The 17,620-nt window shown below is 62.8% G+C and carries 20 protein-coding genes; 16 read left to right on the top strand and 4 right to left on the bottom strand.

What is annotated here, in order from left to right; translation table 11 throughout:
- Positions 1 to 33 precede the first annotated feature (33 nt).
- From L5849_RS03970 to L5849_RS03910, 13 genes are all read left to right on the top strand, one after another.
- Positions 34 to 729: a DUF4197 domain-containing protein gene (locus tag L5849_RS03970; RefSeq protein ID WP_236924505.1), complete on the top strand. Its 696-nt coding sequence runs from the start codon at positions 34 to 36 to the stop codon at positions 727 to 729.
- A 65-nt stretch (positions 730 to 794) separates the two neighbouring features.
- Positions 795 to 1,457 (top strand): fructose-6-phosphate aldolase, encoded by a 663-nt coding sequence (gene fsa, locus L5849_RS03965; protein ID WP_236924504.1) that lies wholly within the window; start codon positions 795 to 797, stop codon positions 1,455 to 1,457.
- Positions 1,458 to 3,281: a cobaltochelatase subunit CobT gene (cobT, locus tag L5849_RS03960; RefSeq protein WP_236924503.1), complete on the top strand. Its 1,824-nt coding sequence runs from the start codon at positions 1,458 to 1,460 to the stop codon at positions 3,279 to 3,281.
- Positions 3,281 to 3,691, top strand: a complete 411-nt coding sequence (locus L5849_RS03955; RefSeq protein WP_236924502.1) for a hypothetical protein — start codon at positions 3,281 to 3,283, stop codon at positions 3,689 to 3,691. The genes cobT and L5849_RS03955 overlap by 1 nt, the downstream gene beginning before the upstream one ends.
- Positions 3,692 to 3,699: 8 nt before the next feature.
- Positions 3,700 to 4,110: a GNAT family N-acetyltransferase gene (locus L5849_RS03950; RefSeq protein ID WP_236924501.1), complete on the top strand. Its 411-nt coding sequence runs from the start codon at positions 3,700 to 3,702 to the stop codon at positions 4,108 to 4,110.
- Between the two features lie 2 nt (positions 4,111 to 4,112).
- Positions 4,113 to 4,784, top strand: a complete 672-nt coding sequence (locus L5849_RS03945; protein WP_236924500.1) for a nitroreductase — start codon at positions 4,113 to 4,115, stop codon at positions 4,782 to 4,784.
- 142 nt (positions 4,785 to 4,926) lie between these two features.
- Positions 4,927 to 6,369, top strand: coding sequence for a cysteine--tRNA ligase (gene cysS, locus L5849_RS03940; RefSeq protein ID WP_236924499.1), 1,443 nt, complete (start codon positions 4,927 to 4,929; stop codon positions 6,367 to 6,369).
- 2 nt (positions 6,370 to 6,371) lie between these two features.
- Positions 6,372 to 6,683 (top strand): DUF559 domain-containing protein, encoded by a 312-nt coding sequence (locus L5849_RS03935; protein WP_236924498.1) that lies wholly within the window; start codon positions 6,372 to 6,374, stop codon positions 6,681 to 6,683.
- Complete coding sequence (locus L5849_RS03930) at positions 6,683 to 7,147, top strand: RES family NAD+ phosphorylase (RefSeq protein WP_236924497.1); 465 nt, start codon at positions 6,683 to 6,685, stop codon at positions 7,145 to 7,147. The genes L5849_RS03935 and L5849_RS03930 overlap by 1 nt, the downstream gene beginning before the upstream one ends.
- Positions 7,144 to 8,082 (top strand): D-2-hydroxyacid dehydrogenase, encoded by a 939-nt coding sequence (locus tag L5849_RS03925; RefSeq protein ID WP_236924496.1) that lies wholly within the window; start codon positions 7,144 to 7,146, stop codon positions 8,080 to 8,082. The genes L5849_RS03930 and L5849_RS03925 overlap by 4 nt, the downstream gene beginning before the upstream one ends.
- A 49-nt stretch (positions 8,083 to 8,131) precedes the next feature.
- On the top strand, positions 8,132 to 9,565 hold the full coding sequence (locus L5849_RS03920; RefSeq protein ID WP_236924495.1) for an aldehyde dehydrogenase family protein: 1,434 nt from the start codon (positions 8,132 to 8,134) through the stop codon (positions 9,563 to 9,565).
- A 349-nt stretch (positions 9,566 to 9,914) separates the two neighbouring features.
- Positions 9,915 to 12,056, top strand: a complete 2,142-nt coding sequence (locus L5849_RS03915; protein ID WP_236924494.1) for a TonB-dependent siderophore receptor — start codon at positions 9,915 to 9,917, stop codon at positions 12,054 to 12,056.
- Positions 12,056 to 13,300, top strand: a complete 1,245-nt coding sequence (locus L5849_RS03910) for a PepSY domain-containing protein (RefSeq protein ID WP_236924493.1) — start codon at positions 12,056 to 12,058, stop codon at positions 13,298 to 13,300. The genes L5849_RS03915 and L5849_RS03910 overlap by 1 nt, the downstream gene beginning before the upstream one ends.
- A 200-nt stretch (positions 13,301 to 13,500) precedes the next feature.
- On the opposite strand, the gene L5849_RS03905 is transcribed toward L5849_RS03910, so the two are convergent.
- Together L5849_RS03905 and L5849_RS03900 are read right to left on the bottom strand one after the other, a co-directional pair.
- Complete coding sequence (locus L5849_RS03905; RefSeq protein WP_236924492.1) at positions 13,501 to 13,854, bottom strand: hypothetical protein; 354 nt, start codon at positions 13,852 to 13,854, stop codon at positions 13,501 to 13,503.
- Positions 13,844 to 14,059, bottom strand: coding sequence for a hypothetical protein (locus tag L5849_RS03900; RefSeq protein ID WP_115417192.1), 216 nt, complete (start codon positions 14,057 to 14,059; stop codon positions 13,844 to 13,846). The genes L5849_RS03905 and L5849_RS03900 overlap by 11 nt, the downstream gene beginning before the upstream one ends.
- Before the next feature lie 173 nt (positions 14,060 to 14,232).
- Here L5849_RS03900 and L5849_RS03895 point away from each other — a divergent pair, with 173 nt between their 5' ends.
- Positions 14,233 to 14,874 (top strand): LexA family transcriptional regulator, encoded by a 642-nt coding sequence (locus L5849_RS03895; RefSeq protein WP_236924491.1) that lies wholly within the window; start codon positions 14,233 to 14,235, stop codon positions 14,872 to 14,874.
- Positions 14,875 to 14,939: 65 nt separating this feature from the next.
- Positions 14,940 to 15,368, top strand: coding sequence for a hypothetical protein (locus L5849_RS03890; protein WP_236924490.1), 429 nt, complete (start codon positions 14,940 to 14,942; stop codon positions 15,366 to 15,368).
- Between the two features lie 4 nt (positions 15,369 to 15,372).
- On the opposite strand, the gene L5849_RS03885 is transcribed toward L5849_RS03890, so the two are convergent.
- Entirely contained in the window at positions 15,373 to 15,750 is a 378-nt protein-coding gene (locus tag L5849_RS03885; RefSeq protein WP_236924489.1) for a hypothetical protein, read from the bottom strand.
- 120 nt (positions 15,751 to 15,870) lie between these two features.
- Here L5849_RS03885 and L5849_RS03880 point away from each other — a divergent pair, with 120 nt between their 5' ends.
- Positions 15,871 to 16,512, top strand: a complete 642-nt coding sequence (locus L5849_RS03880) for an MBL fold metallo-hydrolase (protein ID WP_236924488.1) — start codon at positions 15,871 to 15,873, stop codon at positions 16,510 to 16,512.
- Positions 16,513 to 17,035: 523 nt separating this feature from the next.
- Here the strand turns inward: L5849_RS03880 and L5849_RS03875 are convergent.
- On the bottom strand, positions 17,036 to 17,434 hold the full coding sequence (locus tag L5849_RS03875) for an MAPEG family protein (RefSeq protein ID WP_236924487.1): 399 nt from the start codon (positions 17,432 to 17,434) through the stop codon (positions 17,036 to 17,038).
- Positions 17,435 to 17,620 lie beyond the last annotated feature (186 nt).

Raw genomic sequence — 17,620 nt, 5'->3', positions numbered from 1 at the left:
AAACAAGGGTGGGATACAGTGAGGAGCAACGATATGACCGATATTCTCGTGAAACCCACCCACCGGCGCGCTGTCCTTGGCGGTCTGGCCGCAGGCGGCGGGTTGCTGGCCTTGCCCGGCTGCGCAAGCCTGCCCGGCTTCGGCATGGTCGATGCAGTTCAGCGCATCCTCTTCCTGTCGAGCGAGCGCGCCTTCGGCCGCATGCTGCAGGGCGACGGCTTCTGGGACCAGCAGGTCGCGCAGCTTGGGCTGGGCAATCTGCTCGGCACGCGCGGCGATGTGATGACCCGCATCCTCACTTCGGCGCTGTTCAAGAGCCGGCTGGAAGATGCCTTCGCCGATATTGCCTATGAAGGTGCCGAGCGCGCGGCCCCGCTGGTGACCGATGCGGTGCGCACCATCGGCGTCCAGAACGCCATCGATCTCGTGCGCGGCGGGCCGACAGCGGCAACCAGTTTTCTGCGCGGATCGATGGGCACCACGCTGGTCGAGGCGATGGTGCCCGAACTCGGCACCGCGATGCGCGTGGCTGGCGATCCACTGGTTGGCGAGCTGCTGCGGGGCCTCACCGGAGTCGATCTCGCCGGTGCGACGAATCGCTTTGCAACCAATATCGACGACACCATCTGGCGCGAGATCGGCGTAGAGGAAGCTGCCATCCGCCGCGATCCGCAGGCCACGCGCGATCCGCTGATCATCGGTGTGTTCGGCACCGGTGCGGGGTACTAGCCGCACCGCGACAGCATCGCTAAGGCTTGCCGGGAATCGCATTTTCCTTCCGGAGCCGCACGCACATGAAATTCTTCGTCGACACCGCCGACATCGCCGACATCAGGGAGCTGGCCGATACCGGCCTGCTCGACGGCGTTACCACGAATCCCTCGCTGATTGCCAAATCGGGGCGGGACTTCATGGAAGTGACCAAGGAAATCTGCGAAATCGTCGATGGTCCGGTCAGCGCCGAGGTGGTCGCGCTCGATCATGAAACGATGATGAAAGAGGCCGAAACGCTGCGCAGGACCGCGGACAATGTCTGCATCAAGGTGCCGCTGACGATCGACGGGCTGAAGACCTGCAAGAAGCTGACCAGCGACGGCACGATGGTCAACGTCACGCTGTGCTTTTCCGCCAACCAGGCGTTGCTCGCGGCCAAGGCGGGGGCGACCTTCGTTTCGCCCTTTGTCGGCCGTCACGACGACAATGGCTTCGACGGCATGGCGCTGATCCGCGACATCCGCCTGATCTACGACAACTATCCCGGCTTCACGACCGAGATCCTCGTCGCCAGCATCCGCAATCCCGTTCACGTGCTCGAAAGCGCGCGGATCGGCGCCGATGTCGCGACCATGCCGCCCGCAGTCATCAAGGGGCTGTTCAAGCATGTCCTGACCGACAAGGGGATCGAGGGTTTCCTCAAGGATTGGGAAAAGACCGGCCAGTCGATTCCTACCGCCTAAGTGACCGAACAGACTCCCCTCGATCGCTTCAAGCAGGCGCTGACCGGTGCTGCCCGTGCACTTGCGCACGAACCCGAAGTCGAAGTCGCCTGGAGTGCTGACGCCCCGGCACAGAGCGGCAAGAATTTCCGCGTGCCGCTGCCGGGCCGCAATCTGCCGCGCGATCAGGCGATCGAGGCGCGCGGTTTCGCCGACAGTTTCTCGCTCCGCCTGCGCCACCATAACGAGGCGCTGCACACCAAGGGCGCGCCGCCCGAACCGATCGCGCGCGCCTGCTACGACGCGATCGAGCAGGTCCGCTACGAGGCGATCGGATCGAACCGCTATGCGGGGATTCGCGATAACCTCAATTCGGCGGTCGAGTTGCGGACCGCCGCCGATGCCATCGTGCGGGCGGAGGAGGCGAGCGAGGTGCCGCTGCCGACCGCGCTTTCGCTGATGCTGCGCGAGGCGCTGACCGGCGAGGACGTGCCCGAGCGCGCCCGCGCGGGCGTCGATCTGGTGCGCGAGGATATCCTCGCGAAGATCGGCACCGATATGGAAGGGCTGGCGGAGGCGCTCGACGACCAGCGCGCGTTTCAGAACCTGACGCTCGACATGCTCCGCCATCTCGATCTCACGCTGCCCGACAGCCCCGATCCGACCGACGCCGAGGACGGCGACGAGGAGGAGGGCGAAAACCCCGAGGATCAGGAATCGGACGATGAGGACGAGGGCGGCGCCGAGCCCGAGGCCGCCGATGCACACAGCGAGCTCAGCGACGGCGAGGCCGAGGGCGATGCCGATCAGGAGGTCGAGGGCGAACAGGAAATGTCCGATGGCGATCCGTCGGACGATGGCGAGGAGGGCATGCAGCCCGTCCGCCCGAACCGCCCGTGGACGGACTTCCCCGAAACCTTCGAATACAAGGCCTACACGGACAAGTTCGACGAGGAGATCGAGGCGGCCGAGCTGTGCGATTTCGAGGAACTCGAACGGCTGCGTACCTATCTAGACAGCCAGCTTGCGGGCCTCCAGGGCGTTGTCACCCGGCTCGCCAACCGGCTGCAGCGCCGCCTGATGGCGCAGCAGAACCGGAGCTGGGATTTCGACCAGGAAGAGGGGCTTCTGGATGCCGCGCGGCTCACCCGCGTGGTCGTCAGTCCGGGCCATGCGCTCTCCTACAAGATCGAGCGCGACACCGAGTTCAAGGACACGGTTGTCACGCTGCTGATCGACAATTCGGGTTCGATGCGCGGGCGGCCGATCAGCATCGCCGCGATCAGCGCCGATATCCTTGCGCGCACGCTGGAACGCTGCGGGGTGAAGACCGAAATCCTCGGCTTCACCACCCGCGCCTGGAAGGGCGGGCAGAGCCGCGAGGCCTGGCTTGCCGATGGCCGCCCCGCCAATCCGGGGCGGCTCAACGATTTGCGCCACATCCTCTACAAGAAGGCCGACGAACCCTGGCGCCGCGCGCGCCGCAATCTCGGCCTGATGATGCGCGAGGGGCTGCTCAAGGAAAATATCGACGGCGAGGCGCTGCTCTGGGCGCATGACCGCCTGCTCCGCCGCCCCGAGGATCGCCGCATCCTGATGGTCATCAGCGATGGCGCACCGGTCGACGACAGCACGCTGAGCGTCAACCAGGCGGGCTTCCTCGAAAGCCATCTGCGCAAGGTGATCGACTGGATCGAGAAGCAGTCGCCGGTCCAGCTCGCCGCGATCGGGATCGGGCATGACGTGACCCGCTATTACAAGCGTTCGGTGACGATCATGGACGTGGAGCAACTTGGCGGCACGATTATCGAGCAGTTGGCCGATCTGTTCGAGATTGAGGGGTGATGAGGCATCGCAGCGAGACACCGCTTGCATGGTTTTCGCTGTTCGCGACGTCGGTCCATTTCGTGCTCGAAACCTGTTATCATCTGGTATGGGGCCAGCCGCTCCAGGCCCTGATCGTCGATTACATCGGCAATGCCTTGATGTTCGGCGGAGCCATCGCCTCGCTCCGCGTGCGCCCTCGCAGCGCTGCCGGTCTGCTGGCGGGCGCGTGGTGCTTCTACCTCGGCTTCGGCTGGCGCAGTGTTTTCGGGCGTATCGAATTGCTGCAGCAGGGCAAGGCCGCGACCAACGGCGAGGCCAGCTTCGTCCTGCCTCTGATCGCCTTCGGCCTGGTGGTCGTGGCGATTTGCATGGTCTGGGCGCTGTGGCTGGCATGGCGACTGACGACCGAGAGTAGCGGTGCGGAATGAGACCGGAGGTGGCAATCCGTTTGCTGGGGCCGGGCGACGAAACGCTTGTCGAGGCCGCTGCGGAATTGTTCGACCATGAGCCGCTTCCCGAGCAGACACGCGCTTTCCTTGCCAGCGGACGCGAGTTCCTGTGGCTTGCCATCGTGAAAGGGCAACCGGTCGGCTTTGTCAGCGCGACCAGCATTCTCCATCCCGACAAGCGACTCCACCTGTTCGTCAACGAGCTTGCAACGCATGAAGACCATCGACGGCGGGGCATCGCGACGCGTCTGATGCGCACGGTAGAGCAATACGGCCGTGAGCACGGCCTGTGGCCGATCTGGCTTGCTGCCGAAGGGGATGACGAACAGGCGATCGCCTTCTACCGGTCGCTTTCAGATATGGAGGAGCGCGGCGCGGTCGTGTTCGAATGGGAGTGACAATGAACGTATCCGACGCTGTAGTCAGCCGCCGTTCCGTCCGCGCCTTTACCGATCAGCCGGTCGAGCGCGAGGTGCTCGTCCGCATCCTCGAAAAGGCGCAACGCAGCCCTTCCGGCGGCAACACGCAGCCCTGGCACGGGATCGTCCTCACCGGCGAACCGATGCGGAAGCTGTTCGCGCGTGTCGCGCAGGATCTGCCCAAGGGGCGCGAGGCCTTTGCGCCCGAGTACCACGTCTATCCGCCCGAACTCGACGGGGCCTATGAACAGCGCCGCCGCGGGGTGGGCGAGGACATGTATGGCGCGCTCCAAATCTCGCGTGAGGAAAAGGGCAAGCGGCTGATGTGGTTCGCCAACAATTTCCGCGCCTTCGGGGCGCCGGTGCTGATGCTGGTCCACACGCCCAAATATATGGGGCCGCCGCAGTGGAGCGATATCGGCATGTGGCTGCAGACCATCGGCCTGCTGTGCCGCGAGGAAGGGCTCGACACCTGCTTTCAGGAGGCCTGGGCGGTCTATTCCCCGCAAATCCGCGAGGTGGTCGACATCCCCGAGGACCACACTTTTTTCTGCGGAGTGGCGATCGGTTACCGCGACCCGGATGCGGCTGTGAACAATTTCGACGTCAAACGCGCCCCGCTGGACGAGAGCGTGCGGTGGGAAGGGTGGTGACCACCCAACCCGCAGTCATTGCGAAGAGCCGAAGGCGACGCGGCAATCCATTGTCCAGCCTCGCTTCCCGCAGAACAGTTCGGTGATGGATTGCACCCGATCCCGTCTTGCGCTGCGATGACGTGACTGTATCAGGCCCCGCATGACCGACACGCCGCTGAAGCTGTTCAACTCGCTGACTCGCGCAATCGAAGTCTTCGAGCCCGTCCACCCGGGCGAGGCGCGCGTCTATTCCTGCGGGCCGACGGTCTATAATTACCAGCACATCGGCAATATGCGCGCCTATGTCTTCGCCGACACGCTGGGGCGCGTGTTGCAGTGGAAGGGCTATAAGCTCACCCACGTCATCAACATCACCGATGTCGGGCACCTCACCTCGGATGCGGATGAGGGCGAGGACAAGATGGAGCGCATGGCGGCGAAGGAGGGCAAGTCCGCCTGGGACATCGCAAAGTTCTATCAGGAGGATTTCGAACGCGACCTTGCGCGGTTGAACGTCCAGTCCAAACAGCATCCGCGCGCGACCGAATATGTCGAGGCGATGATCGCCTGGGGCGAGAAGATCGCAGACAAGCACTGCTACGAACTCGATAGCGGGCTCTATTTCGATGTCTCGACTGTTGCGGATTACGGTCGTCTTGCCCGCGCCGTCACGGATGAAGGCGAGGGGCGCATCGACACGGTCGAGGGCAAGCGCAACGCCGCCGATTTCGCCATCTGGCGCAAGACCCCGGCGGGCGAAACGCGGCAGATGGAATGGGACAGCCCCTGGGGCAAGGGCGCGCCCGGCTGGCATCTTGAATGCTCGGTCATGGGCGAGAAGCTGCTCGGCTTCCCCTTCGACATCCACACGGGCGGGATCGACCACCGCGAAATCCACCATCCCAACGAAATCGCGCAGAACCAGGCCTATTGCTGCACTGGCGGGCTGGACGATGCGAGCCATTCGGGCGCGAAGATCTGGATGCACAACAACTTCCTCGTCGAACGCTCGGGGAAGATGTCGAAATCGTCGGGCGAGTTTCTGCGGCTGCAACTGCTGGTCAACAAGGGCTATCACCCGCTCGCCTACCGCATGATGTGCCTGCAGGCGCATTACCGCAGCGAGCTGGAGTTCTCGTGGGAGGGGCTGGGCGCCGCGCTCACGCGGCTCAAGCGCATCGTGATGGCGGTAGAGCGGTTGAAGGACGCACCCGCTGGCGATCCCTCGCACCAGAAATTCGCCCCCATGCGCGCGAAATTCGCCGAGGCCGTTTCGGATGATCTCAACACGGCTGTCGCGTTGGTCGCTCTCGAAGAGGCGCTTGCGGTCAAGAAGGTCGATGCGGGCATCAAGCGCGCGGTAATCGAAGATATGGACGCTGTCCTCGGCCTCGGCCTGTTCGGTCTGACGCGCACCGATCTGCGCATCCGCCCGAAAGGCGCGCAGATCACCGCGGCCGAAATCGAGGCCGAGCTGATTCGTCGCAAGGAGGCGCGCATGGCCAAAGATTTCGCCACTTCGGACGCGATTCGCGAAAGCCTTGGGGAAAAAGGCGTGGAGGTGATGGACGGCGACCCGCTTGGTTGGGAATGGAAGCTCTGACCATGGCCGATCCGCAGACTCTCCTCTGGCAGCATCTCAAGGATATGCCACAGGGCCTGCAATTCGTCCGTGATCACGAGGCGGAGGGGTTCGTACTCCCGCTCTATTGTGCCGAGGCGCATCTCGCGATCGAAGTCGACGACGATCCGTTCAAGCCGAAGAACGACAGCGAGCGCGAACGCTGGCAGGAAAAGCACCGCGTCGACATCATGCAGGTCCCGCCCAGCCATGTGCGGCGCAATGCCAGCGAGGTTGCCGCAGCGATCGTCGACATTGCGACAAGACGCAAGGCGCGTTTCGCCAACGGGCTTTGATGAGACTCTGGCGCCTCACCCGGGCGCCATTCGTCGCGCTTGACGGCTCTGGCCCGGAACGTCATGGCGCACGCTATTCTCCACCAGGTGTTCCTGTGGTCAATTTTGCTTCCGAAGCCGGTCTCGCGGTATTGGTGGCGCTGCGCTACCTTCCCGAGCATCGTGGCGAGCGCTCGAACGATTTCGTGCTTGGTTGGACTGAGGTCGATGCTGAGCCTGAACGCGGGCCGGAAACCGGCACGGCCGAGACCGCCGTGCGCGCCTGGGTCGCCGACTGGTTGGCCAACCGTCGCTCGCTGCTCGCCGCAATTGCATCGCGCGTGCTTCCCGAAGGCGATATCGTGATGATGAACCCGCTCCATCCCGATGCGAGAACGGTTACTCCCTTGGTCACTCGACCTTTCGACTTCGATGCCTGTCTCCATCGCCCTCCCATGCTTGACACCTACCGGAGCAATCCATGACCAAAGCCGTCCTGTCCGCCCTGATCCGCCCGCTGGTCGAACCGCGTCTGCCTGACTGGGTCGAGCCGCTGTGGTTCGCGAGCAAGGAGCAGGCGCTCGAATATGTGCCGGAGGCGGAGATCGGCTGGTTCGACCTGAACGAGAAAGAACCGATGGCGGAGATCGCGCGCGCCGCCACCGGTCTCAAATGGATGAATTCGATCTATGCCGGGCTCGATTTCATGCCGCTCGACCTGTTGAAGGAACGCGGTGTCACGGTAACCAACGGCGTCGGCATCAACGCCATCACCATCGCCGAATATGTCGTCATGCTGATGCTCGCCCATGCCAAGGGCTACCGCGAGGTCGTGCGCGCGCAGGATCGGCACGAATGGTTGCTCGACAGCCCGGGCAAGCGCGAGCTCTCGGGCGAGCGCGTGCTGCTGCTGGGCCTCGGCGCGATCGGTCAATTGGTGAAGGCCCGGCTCGAGGCGTTCGACATGAAGGTTGTGCCCGTGCGCCGCTCGGGTGCGGAAGGGGCGCTCAAGCCGGGCGAATGGCGCGAGAAGCTGGGCGAATTCGACTGGGTCGTGCTCGCGGTTCCATCCACGCCCGAGACTCGGCACATGATCGGGGCGATGGAACTTGCCGCGATGCGGCCCAACGGCGTGCTGGTGAACATCGCGCGCGGAGACGTGGTCGATCAGGAGGCGCTGGTCGCGGCGCTCCAGCAACAGAAGATCGAGGCCGCGTTGCTCGACGTCACCGATCCAGAACCGCTGCCCGAAGATCATCCGCTGTGGGATCTCGACAATGCGCAGGTCACCATGCACCTGTCGGGCCGCGCCCAGACCAAGATGTTCCAGCGCAGTGCGGATCGCTTCATCGAGAACCTCGAACGCTGGCACCGGGGCGAGCCGGTTCAGCCGCAACTGGACCTCGACCTCGGATACTGACGGAACGTCCGCTGGCCTGCCTCCGTTCTGGTGGTGAACAGGAGACGCCATGCCCACGCTCAAGGATACCTACCCGCTCTACCTCAACAACACAGCCGAGCAGCCCAACACCGATCTGGAAGTAACCGACAAGTTCACCGGCGAGGTCGCCTTTCGCACCGCGCTGGCCAGCCCCGAGGTGATCGACGCGGCGATTGCGGGGGCGGTCAGGGCCACGGAGCCCATGGCGCGGCTGGCGAGTTACGAGCGCAAGGCCGTGCTCGATCACTGCGTCACGCGCTTTCGCGAACGGTTCGATGAGCTGGCCTACGCCCTGTGCGTCGAGGCGGGCAAGCCGATCAACGATTCCGAAGGCGAGGTCACCCGGCTGATCGACACCTTCCAGATCGCCGCCGAGGAATCGACCCGCCTGTATGGCGAGGTCATGCCGCTCGATATCTCGCAGCGCGCGAAGGGCTATCAGTCGATCTGGAAGCGCTATCCGATCGGGCCGTGCAGCTTCATCTCGCCGTTCAACTTCCCGCTCAATCTCGCCGCGCACAAGATCGCGCCCGCGATCGCGGTCGGCTGCCCCTTCGTTATGAAGCCCGCGAGCAAGACGCCATTGGGCGCGCTGATCATCGGCGAGATCTTGGCAGAGACCGACCTTCCCGAAGGCGCTTTCTCGATCCTGCCCGCCAGCCGCGACGGAGCCGACCTGTTCACGGTGGACGAGCGCTTGAAACTGCTGAGCTTCACTGGCTCGCCCGCAGTCGGCTGGGATTTGAAAGCGCGCTGCGGCAAGAAAAAGGTCGTGCTCGAACTCGGCGGCAATGCCGCGGTGATCGTCGACCACGATGCCGATCTGGGCGATGCACTCGAACGGATTATCTTCGGCGCCTTCTATCAAAGCGGGCAGAGCTGCATCGGCGTGCAGCGCATCCTGATTCACGAGGATGTCTATGATCGGTTCAAGGACATGCTGGTCGAGAAGACCAAGTCGCTGATCGCAGGCGATCCCAAGGACCGCGATACCTTCATCGGCCCGATGATCTCCGAGGGCGAGGCGCGCCGCCTCAAGGGCTGGATCGACGAGGCGGTCGAGGGCGGGGCGAGCCTGCTCACCGGCGGCGGGCGAGAGGGCAACATGCTCGAGGCGACCTTGCTCGAAGGCGTGAACAAGGATGCCAAGGCACTGAACGAGGAAGCCTTCGGCCCGCTCGCGATCCTGCAGAAATTCTCCGACTTCGACGAGGCGCTCGCCGAAGTGAACCGTTCCACTTTCGGCTTGCAGGCGGGCATTTTCACGCGTGACCTGTTCAAGATGTTCGACGCCTGGGACCGGCTCCAGGTCGGCGGCGTGGTGATCAACGACGTCCCCAGCTACCGAGTCGACAACATGCCCTATGGCGGGGTGAAGGATTCCGGGCTCGGCCGAGAGGGCATCCGCTTCGCGATGGAGGACATGACCGAAATCCGGAACCTGGTGATCCGGCGGGGGTGATTAGGGATGGGGGAGGGCAATTTTCTGCACTAGGTGCGCAAGAGCGGTGGCCCGCTATCGACCCCCAAATGGGACAGTTGTGCAGCCGACCGATCGACAAAAGCGGTGGTTCACAAGCGCTGGGTGCCATGAAGTCATGCACCGGTCCCGGTCATCCGAAGTGGCGAGGCCGAATACTGACTTTCATCAGGTCCCCTGTTGGCGATCGCCGCTGCAGGCGCTTTTACAGAACGCCAAATCCCTAACTGCCAACACGCCGCAATTCAATACGCTATTGCAAATCATTCTCATTGACGATTGATCATCACCCCCTCTAATTCTCCTGCGAACGATTCGCAGGAAGAAAATCATGAGGACCTATCTCTTGCTCGGTGCCGCGAGCACCGCCCTGACGCTTGCGCCGGCTCATGCACAGGACATCGCGCCGCCCGCCGACGCCTCCAAAACGACGGAGCAGAGCGGCGAGGTCGATCCCGAGAATACGATCATTGTCAGCGGCCGCGCTCAAAAGCTCTACCGCGTGGAGGAAACCAGTTCAGGCAAACTGGAGACACCCCCGCTCGAATCGAGCTTGGTAATCACCACCATCACCGAACAGCTGATCGAGGACCAAGGCGCGCGCGATGCGCAGGATCTCTATCGCAATATCTCGGGCGTGAGCTTCTTCAGCTATGCAGGCGTGACGGCGCGCGGGTTCCGGCAGGAGGAGATTTTCTACGACGGGCTCCGCGGCGATCCCTATGCTGGATTTTCCGTGCCACAGCTGTTCAACGTCCAGCGAGTCGAGTTTCTAAAGGGTCCTAGCGGCATGCTCTACGGCCCCGGCGCGCCCGGTGGGTTGTTCAACTATGTCACCAAGAAAGCCCAGGACGATGAATTTGACGGTACGGTCAAGGTGATCGCCGGGACCGAGGACCGTTTCGGCGGGTCGGCTGAGGTCAATATGCCGCTGGGCAATGGTTTCGCGGCGCGCGGCGGGTTCTTCTACGAAGATCGTGGCACCTTCCGCTTCAATGCCGCTTCGCGCACCATGATTGCCGATACGGGCGTGTCCTTTGATCCGGGCCCGGTGCGAGTGGACATACAAGCGACGCGTTATGATCAAGAGCTCGACGCCAACCGGCTGCGTGGCGTCCCGGTCGGCGACGATGGTGAGTTTCTGACCAGCCGACGCTGGAACCACAACGAGCCAACGGATTTCCTCAACCTCGAATCCGACGTTCTCCAAATGCGTCTGGAGGCGGAGCCCTTCGATGGACTAACCGTAGACGCCACGGCGCGCTATAACAGCGCGACCGAAGTGCAAAACTATCACGAGCCACGCGGGCTGTTCGATTCGGACGGCGATGGCACGATCGACGCCACGATCCGCGAGTTCCGCGACCAACGGCGCGAACAGGAGACTTGGTCATTCGGCGCGAACGCGATTTGGGCAACCGATCTGAGCGACACCGTCCGCAACCGCATGCTGTTAGGGGCCGACCACTACATCGCCGAGACCTATTTTCAGGGCCGCTCGCTGCGCGGCGGGACCACCGACATTCCGGGTCTGCCCAACCCGCTGAGCCTGTTCGATCCGCAATATGGCCAATCCGACCGCGCGACCTACAATCAAGGCGCTTTCCGGATCAGCCGCGGCGACAGTAGTCAGACCGGCTTCTACCTCCTCAACGAACTGACCGTCGGCCGGCTGATCCTGACCGGAGGCATTCGCTACGATGAGGCTGATGCCGACGGGCTGGTCGAAGACGAGACCACCTATCGCGCCGGCGCCGTCTATCGCGTGACCGACGAGATCTCGGTTTTCGGCCAATATGCAACGAGCTTCGAGCCGCAGAGCGCAAGCGCGCAAAATCCGCTCGCCGGCGGCCCGTTCGATCCCACACGCGGTGATATCGTGGAGGGCGGCATAAAGACCGCGCTGATGGACGGGCGCATCCAGTCGACACTGTCCGCCTACCGCATCCGGCGTACCAATATCCTCCAGGCCGACCCGCGCGGCGATGTGGGCAATGACGGGGTAGACGATCTGCTGGCGGCTGGCGAGATCACCAGCAAGGGGATCGAGTTCGATCTGGCGGCCGACATCACGCCCGACTGGGTGCTGACGCTCGCTTACAGCTACAATGATACGCGCATCACGCAAGACAACGGTGGGGGCGGCTTCCCGCTAAATGTTGGCGACCGCTTTCCCAATGCGCCCGAACATCAACTGGGGTTCTGGACACGCTATCAGTTTCCCGGTCTCGGCCTCGCCGCGGCTCTGGGTGGCGACTACGTTTCCGAACGGGTGAGCATCAGTGGCCAGCCGGTCAATCCCTATATGGTGTTCGACGCTTCGCTGATTTACGAAACCGGACCGTATCGCGCACTCATCCGTGTCGATAATTTGTTCGACAAGACTTATGCTGCTTCGGGCTTCATCGAGCGGACGGGACATTTCCCCGGCGCGCCGCGATCGGCCTTCCTCGAGATCGGATATGCCTTCTGATGGAGATGGCGCGGGGCATCGAGAGCGGAACGTCGGTCCGCGCGAAACCCGCGCCCAAAGCCGCGCGGACCTGGTGGAAAGTGCATCAATGGGTCGGGTTGAAGCTCAGCCTGTTCATGACCTTCATCTTGTTCACAGGGACTCTGGCGGTGCTGAGCGCCGAGATCGACTGGTTGGTCCAGCCGAGCCTGCGCGTTGCTCCGTCGACTGTCGAAGGCCCGATCGCCTGGGCCGAGATAGCCGAGAATGCACGAGGTTATCCCGGCGTGGCGAAGGTGAATTATATCGGCGCGCCGACCGCATCGGCCTTCGCTTCCAAGGTGACGGTCGAGGACGAGGTGGGCGACCTGTTCTTTCTTCACGCCCATCCCACCACGGGCAAGATTCAGGGAACCGGGCCATGGGTGGGCGCTCAGCGCGTACTGCGCAACATGCACCGGCATTTGAACCTGCCGGTCAAATACGGCGTTCCGATCGTCTCCTCGCTCGCGTTTTTGCTGCTGGTGACGCTGGTCACGTCCTTCGTGGTCTACAAGAAGTGGTGGCGGGGTTTCACTAAGCCGCTACGCAACCGCGATGCGCGCACCTGGTGGGGCGATTTCCATCGCTTGGCAGGCGTCTGGTCACTGTGGTTCGTAGCGCTGATCACGCTGACGAGCATCTGGTATTTCGTCGAGAGCCTAGGCGGTAATGCGCCGCCGCATCCGCGCGTGGAGCGCGAGGCGCCGGTCGAAACGGGACGGAGCGAGGAGGGGAGTCTCGCGGCGGCGATCGATGCGGCGCTGGCTGCCTATCCGGGCCTGCAGGCGGAAAACGTCCAACTGCCGGGCGAAGAGGGTGTGCTGCAGATGAATGGCGAATTCGAGGCGGTGCTGGTCCGTCCGCGCTCGAACGCGGTTTATGTCGACGCCCGCACCGCTGAGGTGCTGCTTACGACAGACGGGCGCGAGTTGAATCTCCACCAGCGGATCGGCGAGATGGCCGACCCGCTCCATTTCGGCTATTTCGGCGGTTACTGGACCAAGCTACCCTGGTTCCTTTTCGGTCTGGCCATGACGGGGCTCTCTCTGTCGGGAGCGGCAATCTATTCACTGCGCATAGCGCGCGAGCGCGGCGATCAGGTGCGATTGGGACGAAGTTTTTCCGGCATGTGGCAGGGAATGGGGCGCTGGCGCTGGTTGTCAAACTCCCTGATCGCCATCGCATTTGTGTTTCTCGCCTTTCTTATCCTCGGCATTCAGTAGCTTTGTCGCCTTATCAGCGGTTTGTACCACGCCGACAATCAATAGCTGCCATGTTAGGGCTAGGCCCCGTCTCGCCATCGGCCGAATGACCACTCCATTCGGTCGAAAAGCCGAAAGCGCGTCTTCGCAAAACCACTTTGTAGCCGACATTCTTGCGCGGAGCTGCGAGGGGGCAAGAGCGGGCGTCTAGATCGATCGTTTCACCCCTCCTCCAGCAGGAGCAGTTCGCACTGGAGCAGCAGCCGCGGTTCGGGTGTCAGGCGATGTTCGACTTCGACCACGCCCGCATCGGCCACGAGCTGGCCGGGGATAGCGAATTCGTGATCCGGCAGCACGGCGACGAATTGCTCTCCTGCCTCCACCGCCTCGTCGCCCGCGAACAGGATTGCGAGGCTATGGCGCGTGCCGGCAAAGGTGATGCTCGCCCACGCCTTCTCGGTATGCGTGAGGACCTGTCCACGATGCTGGTGCAGGTCGGCCAGCGCGGCGCGCAGGCGATCGGCGGCAGTGCGGCGTGTGCGCGGCGGCTGGGGCGGGGCTGCTTCATCCGACATGGGCGGTCTCCTGTTCGCGAACGACCTCGCGCGCAGCAGCGTATCCAGCCATGAACCCCTGGATACGCTGCTCGGTCCGGTCGCGCGGTTCACGGCCCATGCGCAGGTCGAGCACGAAGCGCGGATCGTGCGCGGCAAGGCGGCCGAACTTCGTTGCCGCCATCTCGTGCTGGCGGAGAAATTTCTCGATGGAACGGATCAGCATGTCGGGCTCCCCTAATGATGGCCGAAAGTGGCGATTCGCCGTATTTGTTCCGTTTATGTTCCAATCGAAATCCTACTTGTCTAGGAAAAATCCTATGCTATAGGAATTTTCTCGCATGCTGGGCTTCAGCGTCCTTTCGGCAGTGTGCGGATGGAGTGGCAGGAGGTGTCGATATGGGTGACGTCATGACCCCCGAACGCGCTCGGCTGGTCGAACTGGCCGAGGCCGGGCGTACGAGCCTTGCTTCGTTATCCGCCATGCTGGGCCGCAATCCCAGCTACTTGCAGCAATTCGTTCGCAAGGGCAGCCCTCGCAAACTGGAGGAGGCCGACCGTCGTCGCCTGGCCGAATTCTTCGGCGTGAGCGAAGTCGAGCTGGGGGCCGACCCGCAACACCTGCGCCCCCACGATGCGGATGATTTCATTGCCGTACCGCGCTTGCCGCTCGACGCTTCGGCCGGGCCGGGAGCCTTCTCGGCAGAGGAAATTTCTTTCGACAGCTACCGCTTCAGCCGCCGCTGGCTGCGCGAAATGGGGCTGGAGGGGGCCGATCTCACCGCGATCCGGGTGGAGGGCGACAGCATGGAGCCGATCCTGCGCAGCGGCGACGAGATTTTCGTCGATCGCAACAAGCGTTCGGGCGAGGGCATCCATGTGGTCCGCATCGGGGATGCACTGCACGTCAAGCAGGTCCAGGCCAGCGCCCCGGGCCGCATCACCCTCATCAGCGCCAATGAAAGCTACGCCCCGATCGAGCTAGACCGCGACGAGGTAGAGGTGATCGGGCGCGTGGTGTGGAAGGGGGGGCGAGTATGATGAAGCTGATCGGGAAAGTGGTCGGGTGGTTTCGGTGAAGCGTCGTGGGGGAGACCGATAATGACGTGACTCCGGCATATCCACCGGCTCTCGATGCGGCCAAGGTCGGTTCCTATCCCGCCTTGACGAAGTCGGGCGGCGGTTACGTTTGGGACGAAGTGCCGGACTATAGGGTGTGGTCGCACCCTGAACGCGGTGCGCCCGATGAGTGCGATGGCAGCGACTACTATTACGCATTCGATAGCTATCCGGACGCGCTGGCCTTTTCGGAGTCTCGGGAAGGCACCGAGAGGCCGCTAGCTCTGGTGCTCCAGCGCGAGCACATCAACGAACCCCGGCCGGGTGTTTTCGAGCACGTGACGCAAGAGCGTATCACCGAGTGGAAAGTCGAGTGGCTTAGCCGCTCGCGCAGGACCGCAAACACCATCACCGACTTCCTCAGCGCAGACGCGTCGCCCAACAGGCTGGAAATCCTACGCGGTGAGGTTGACTGAAACCTTACCCCGGCCGTCTTACATAATCTCCAGACTGCAAGGTCAGCATGTAATCGGCGATCACCTCGATATCCTCTTCGACCAGGTCGACATCCATCTGCATCGGATAATTGTGCGCGTCTGCAAGGAAGGTGACAAGGGTGTCGCGCGTCAGGCCCGGGCTGTTGGCAATGTCGGCGAAGCCGGGCGCCTGCGGGTTGGGCGAAACGGCATTGTCCTGCACCGCATGGCATTCCCCGCATATCGCAATGACATAGGTCGGCGCCGCATCTTCGCTGGGCACAACCGCCACGGCATCCGGCGCGGGGTCGGGCTGGGTATCGTAGGTCTGGCAAGCCGTCAGCGGCAGCGAGGCTGCAAGAATGGCTGCGATATGTCTCATCCGTTCGCTCCTTCGCGCGTATCGCGCCATTATGCCGCAGATGCGGCTTGTTTTCGATGACGAAGCCGACCATTTTCCCCGGCAATGGAAAACAGCAAACAAACTCCCGCCGCACCGCCGATGAAAGCCGGAATCGTGCCTGTGACCCCGTTGCAGCAGAATTGTTCCTTGATCTGGTGTACCGCGACCAACAAGGGGGCACTGGTCGACCCGGGCGGCGATCTCGACAAGCTGAAAGCCGCGGTCGCCAAGACCGGGGTCGAACTTGAAAAGATTCTCATCACCCACGGCCATATCGACCATTGCGGCGAGGCGGGCGTGCTGGCGAAGGAACTGGGCCTGCCGATCGAGGGGCCTCAGGAAGCCGATCGCTTCTGGATCAGCCGACTCGACGAGGACGGCGCGAAATATGGGGTCAACGGCCAGGTGTTCGAACCCAACCGGTGGTTGGAGGATGGCGACACGGTCACCGTGGGCGACCTCACGCTCGAGGTAATCCATTGCCCCGGCCACACGCCCGGCCATGTGGTGTTCTTCCACCGCCCGAGCAAGTTCGCCATCGTCGGCGACGTGTTGTTCCAGGGCAGCATCGGTCGCACCGATTTCCCGATGGGCAACCACCAGGACCTGATCGATGCGATCACGCAGAAGCTCTGGCCGCTGGGCGACGACGTGACCTTCATCCCCGGCCACGGCCCGACCAGCACCTTCGGGCAGGAACGCAAGACCAACGCCTTCGTGAGCGATTACGCGTTGAGTTGATTCCGTTTGACATCACTTCGTACCAAATGGTACGCCTAAAGGGTGGGAAGGGCGTGTTCAAATGAAAAGGTATTCAAGACCGGCGACGAGAGCTGAGCAAGCGCATCAAATGTGGCCAATTCTCGCGAGTTGGGCAGCGCATAGAGTGGAGGGGCGACTGGGAGGCTGCAGGCTGATCACATATGGTGAATTGGCCGAACTGATGGGGTATTCGCCTCAGGCCGGAAGAACTCTGGGGTCTGCTCTCGGGCTGATTTCGGGATACTGCGACCAAAACGGCTTGCCTCACCTAAACGCAATCGTTGTTGATTTCGAAACCGAACAGCCTGGTGCGGGAGTGCCTTTGCCTAGTGGTTCAACTCTGAGGCAAATGCAGAAAAAAGTCTTTAGATTAGATTGGTTTGGGATACGTGCTCCGACCTTGAGAAATTTTCGCGATCTCCAGGGAAAATACCCCGCGTAGGAGCGAAATTGGCTGCGGGCCGACGCATGCTTGGAGGCATAGTGTCGGCCTCGCTTTCCCCTACATCACCCCCATCGCAATCAGCGTGGCCACTACGGCTAGGCCGAGCAGCGTCAGCATGGTGATCAGCACGCCGATCATGCGCGGCTTTGTGCCGGTTTCGGCGTCCATGCCGAAGCCGTGCGCCACGCGGCCGAGCATGTAAATGCCTGCGACCCAGGCCAGCCACGGATCGCCGCGACCCGACAATTCGATTGCCGCTATGAGGACGAGCACGAATGGCGTGTTCTCGACGAAATTGAGCTGCGCGCGCATCCGCCGCGTCAGCGGACCGCCCCCATCGTCGCCATGAATGGTCTTGGTGACCCCGCGCATCTGCCCGACGCGTACAGCCAGCCAAAGATTGATGATTGCCGCCGCTGCGGCTGCTGTCAGTGTTACCGGTAGGAAAACTCCCATGCGATCCCTCCCTCGCGATTTCTTTGTATAGGACCCATCTCGACTGCTAGGGGGATGTAACCCAACGTGCAACGCCGGGTATCCAGGAACACGGGTTGCGTCCCCTGAGAATTTCGCTATAGCGCGCGCCTTCACCGCCATGGTCGGGATATTCGGGTTCACGCGCTCTTGCGGCGTGCCGGACCT

The organism is Erythrobacter sp. SN021 (assembly GCF_021864455.1).
Note: the sequence above shows the minus strand (reverse complement) of the source record. Positions and strands in the feature narration are given on the sequence as shown.

Bases quoted from the DNA above. Each gene is read 5' to 3' on its own strand.
- L5849_RS03970 (WP_236924505.1), top strand. From the start codon at position 34: ATGACCGATATTCTCGTGAAACCCACCCACCGGCGCGCTGTCCTTGGC.
- fsa (WP_236924504.1), top strand. From the start codon at position 795: ATGAAATTCTTCGTCGACACCGCCGACATCGCCGACATCAGGGAGCTG.
- L5849_RS03955 (WP_236924502.1), top strand. From the start codon at position 3,281: ATGAGGCATCGCAGCGAGACACCGCTTGCATGGTTTTCGCTGTTCGCG.
- L5849_RS03945 (WP_236924500.1), top strand. From the start codon at position 4,113: ATGAACGTATCCGACGCTGTAGTCAGCCGCCGTTCCGTCCGCGCCTTT.
- cysS (WP_236924499.1), top strand. From the start codon at position 4,927: ATGACCGACACGCCGCTGAAGCTGTTCAACTCGCTGACTCGCGCAATC.
- L5849_RS03935 (WP_236924498.1), top strand. From the start codon at position 6,372: ATGGCCGATCCGCAGACTCTCCTCTGGCAGCATCTCAAGGATATGCCA.
- L5849_RS03930 (WP_236924497.1), top strand. From the start codon at position 6,683: ATGAGACTCTGGCGCCTCACCCGGGCGCCATTCGTCGCGCTTGACGGC.
- L5849_RS03925 (WP_236924496.1), top strand. From the start codon at position 7,144: ATGACCAAAGCCGTCCTGTCCGCCCTGATCCGCCCGCTGGTCGAACCG.
- L5849_RS03920 (WP_236924495.1), top strand. From the start codon at position 8,132: ATGCCCACGCTCAAGGATACCTACCCGCTCTACCTCAACAACACAGCC.
- L5849_RS03915 (WP_236924494.1), top strand. From the start codon at position 9,915: ATGAGGACCTATCTCTTGCTCGGTGCCGCGAGCACCGCCCTGACGCTT.
- L5849_RS03910 (WP_236924493.1), top strand. From the start codon at position 12,056: ATGGAGATGGCGCGGGGCATCGAGAGCGGAACGTCGGTCCGCGCGAAA.
- L5849_RS03905 (WP_236924492.1), bottom strand. From the start codon at position 13,854: ATGTCGGATGAAGCAGCCCCGCCCCAGCCGCCGCGCACACGCCGCACT.
- L5849_RS03900 (WP_115417192.1), bottom strand. From the start codon at position 14,059: ATGCTGATCCGTTCCATCGAGAAATTTCTCCGCCAGCACGAGATGGCG.
- L5849_RS03895 (WP_236924491.1), top strand. From the start codon at position 14,233: ATGGGTGACGTCATGACCCCCGAACGCGCTCGGCTGGTCGAACTGGCC.
- L5849_RS03885 (WP_236924489.1), bottom strand. From the start codon at position 15,750: ATGAGACATATCGCAGCCATTCTTGCAGCCTCGCTGCCGCTGACGGCT.
- L5849_RS03880 (WP_236924488.1), top strand. From the start codon at position 15,871: ATGAAAGCCGGAATCGTGCCTGTGACCCCGTTGCAGCAGAATTGTTCC.
- L5849_RS03875 (WP_236924487.1), bottom strand. From the start codon at position 17,434: ATGGGAGTTTTCCTACCGGTAACACTGACAGCAGCCGCAGCGGCGGCA.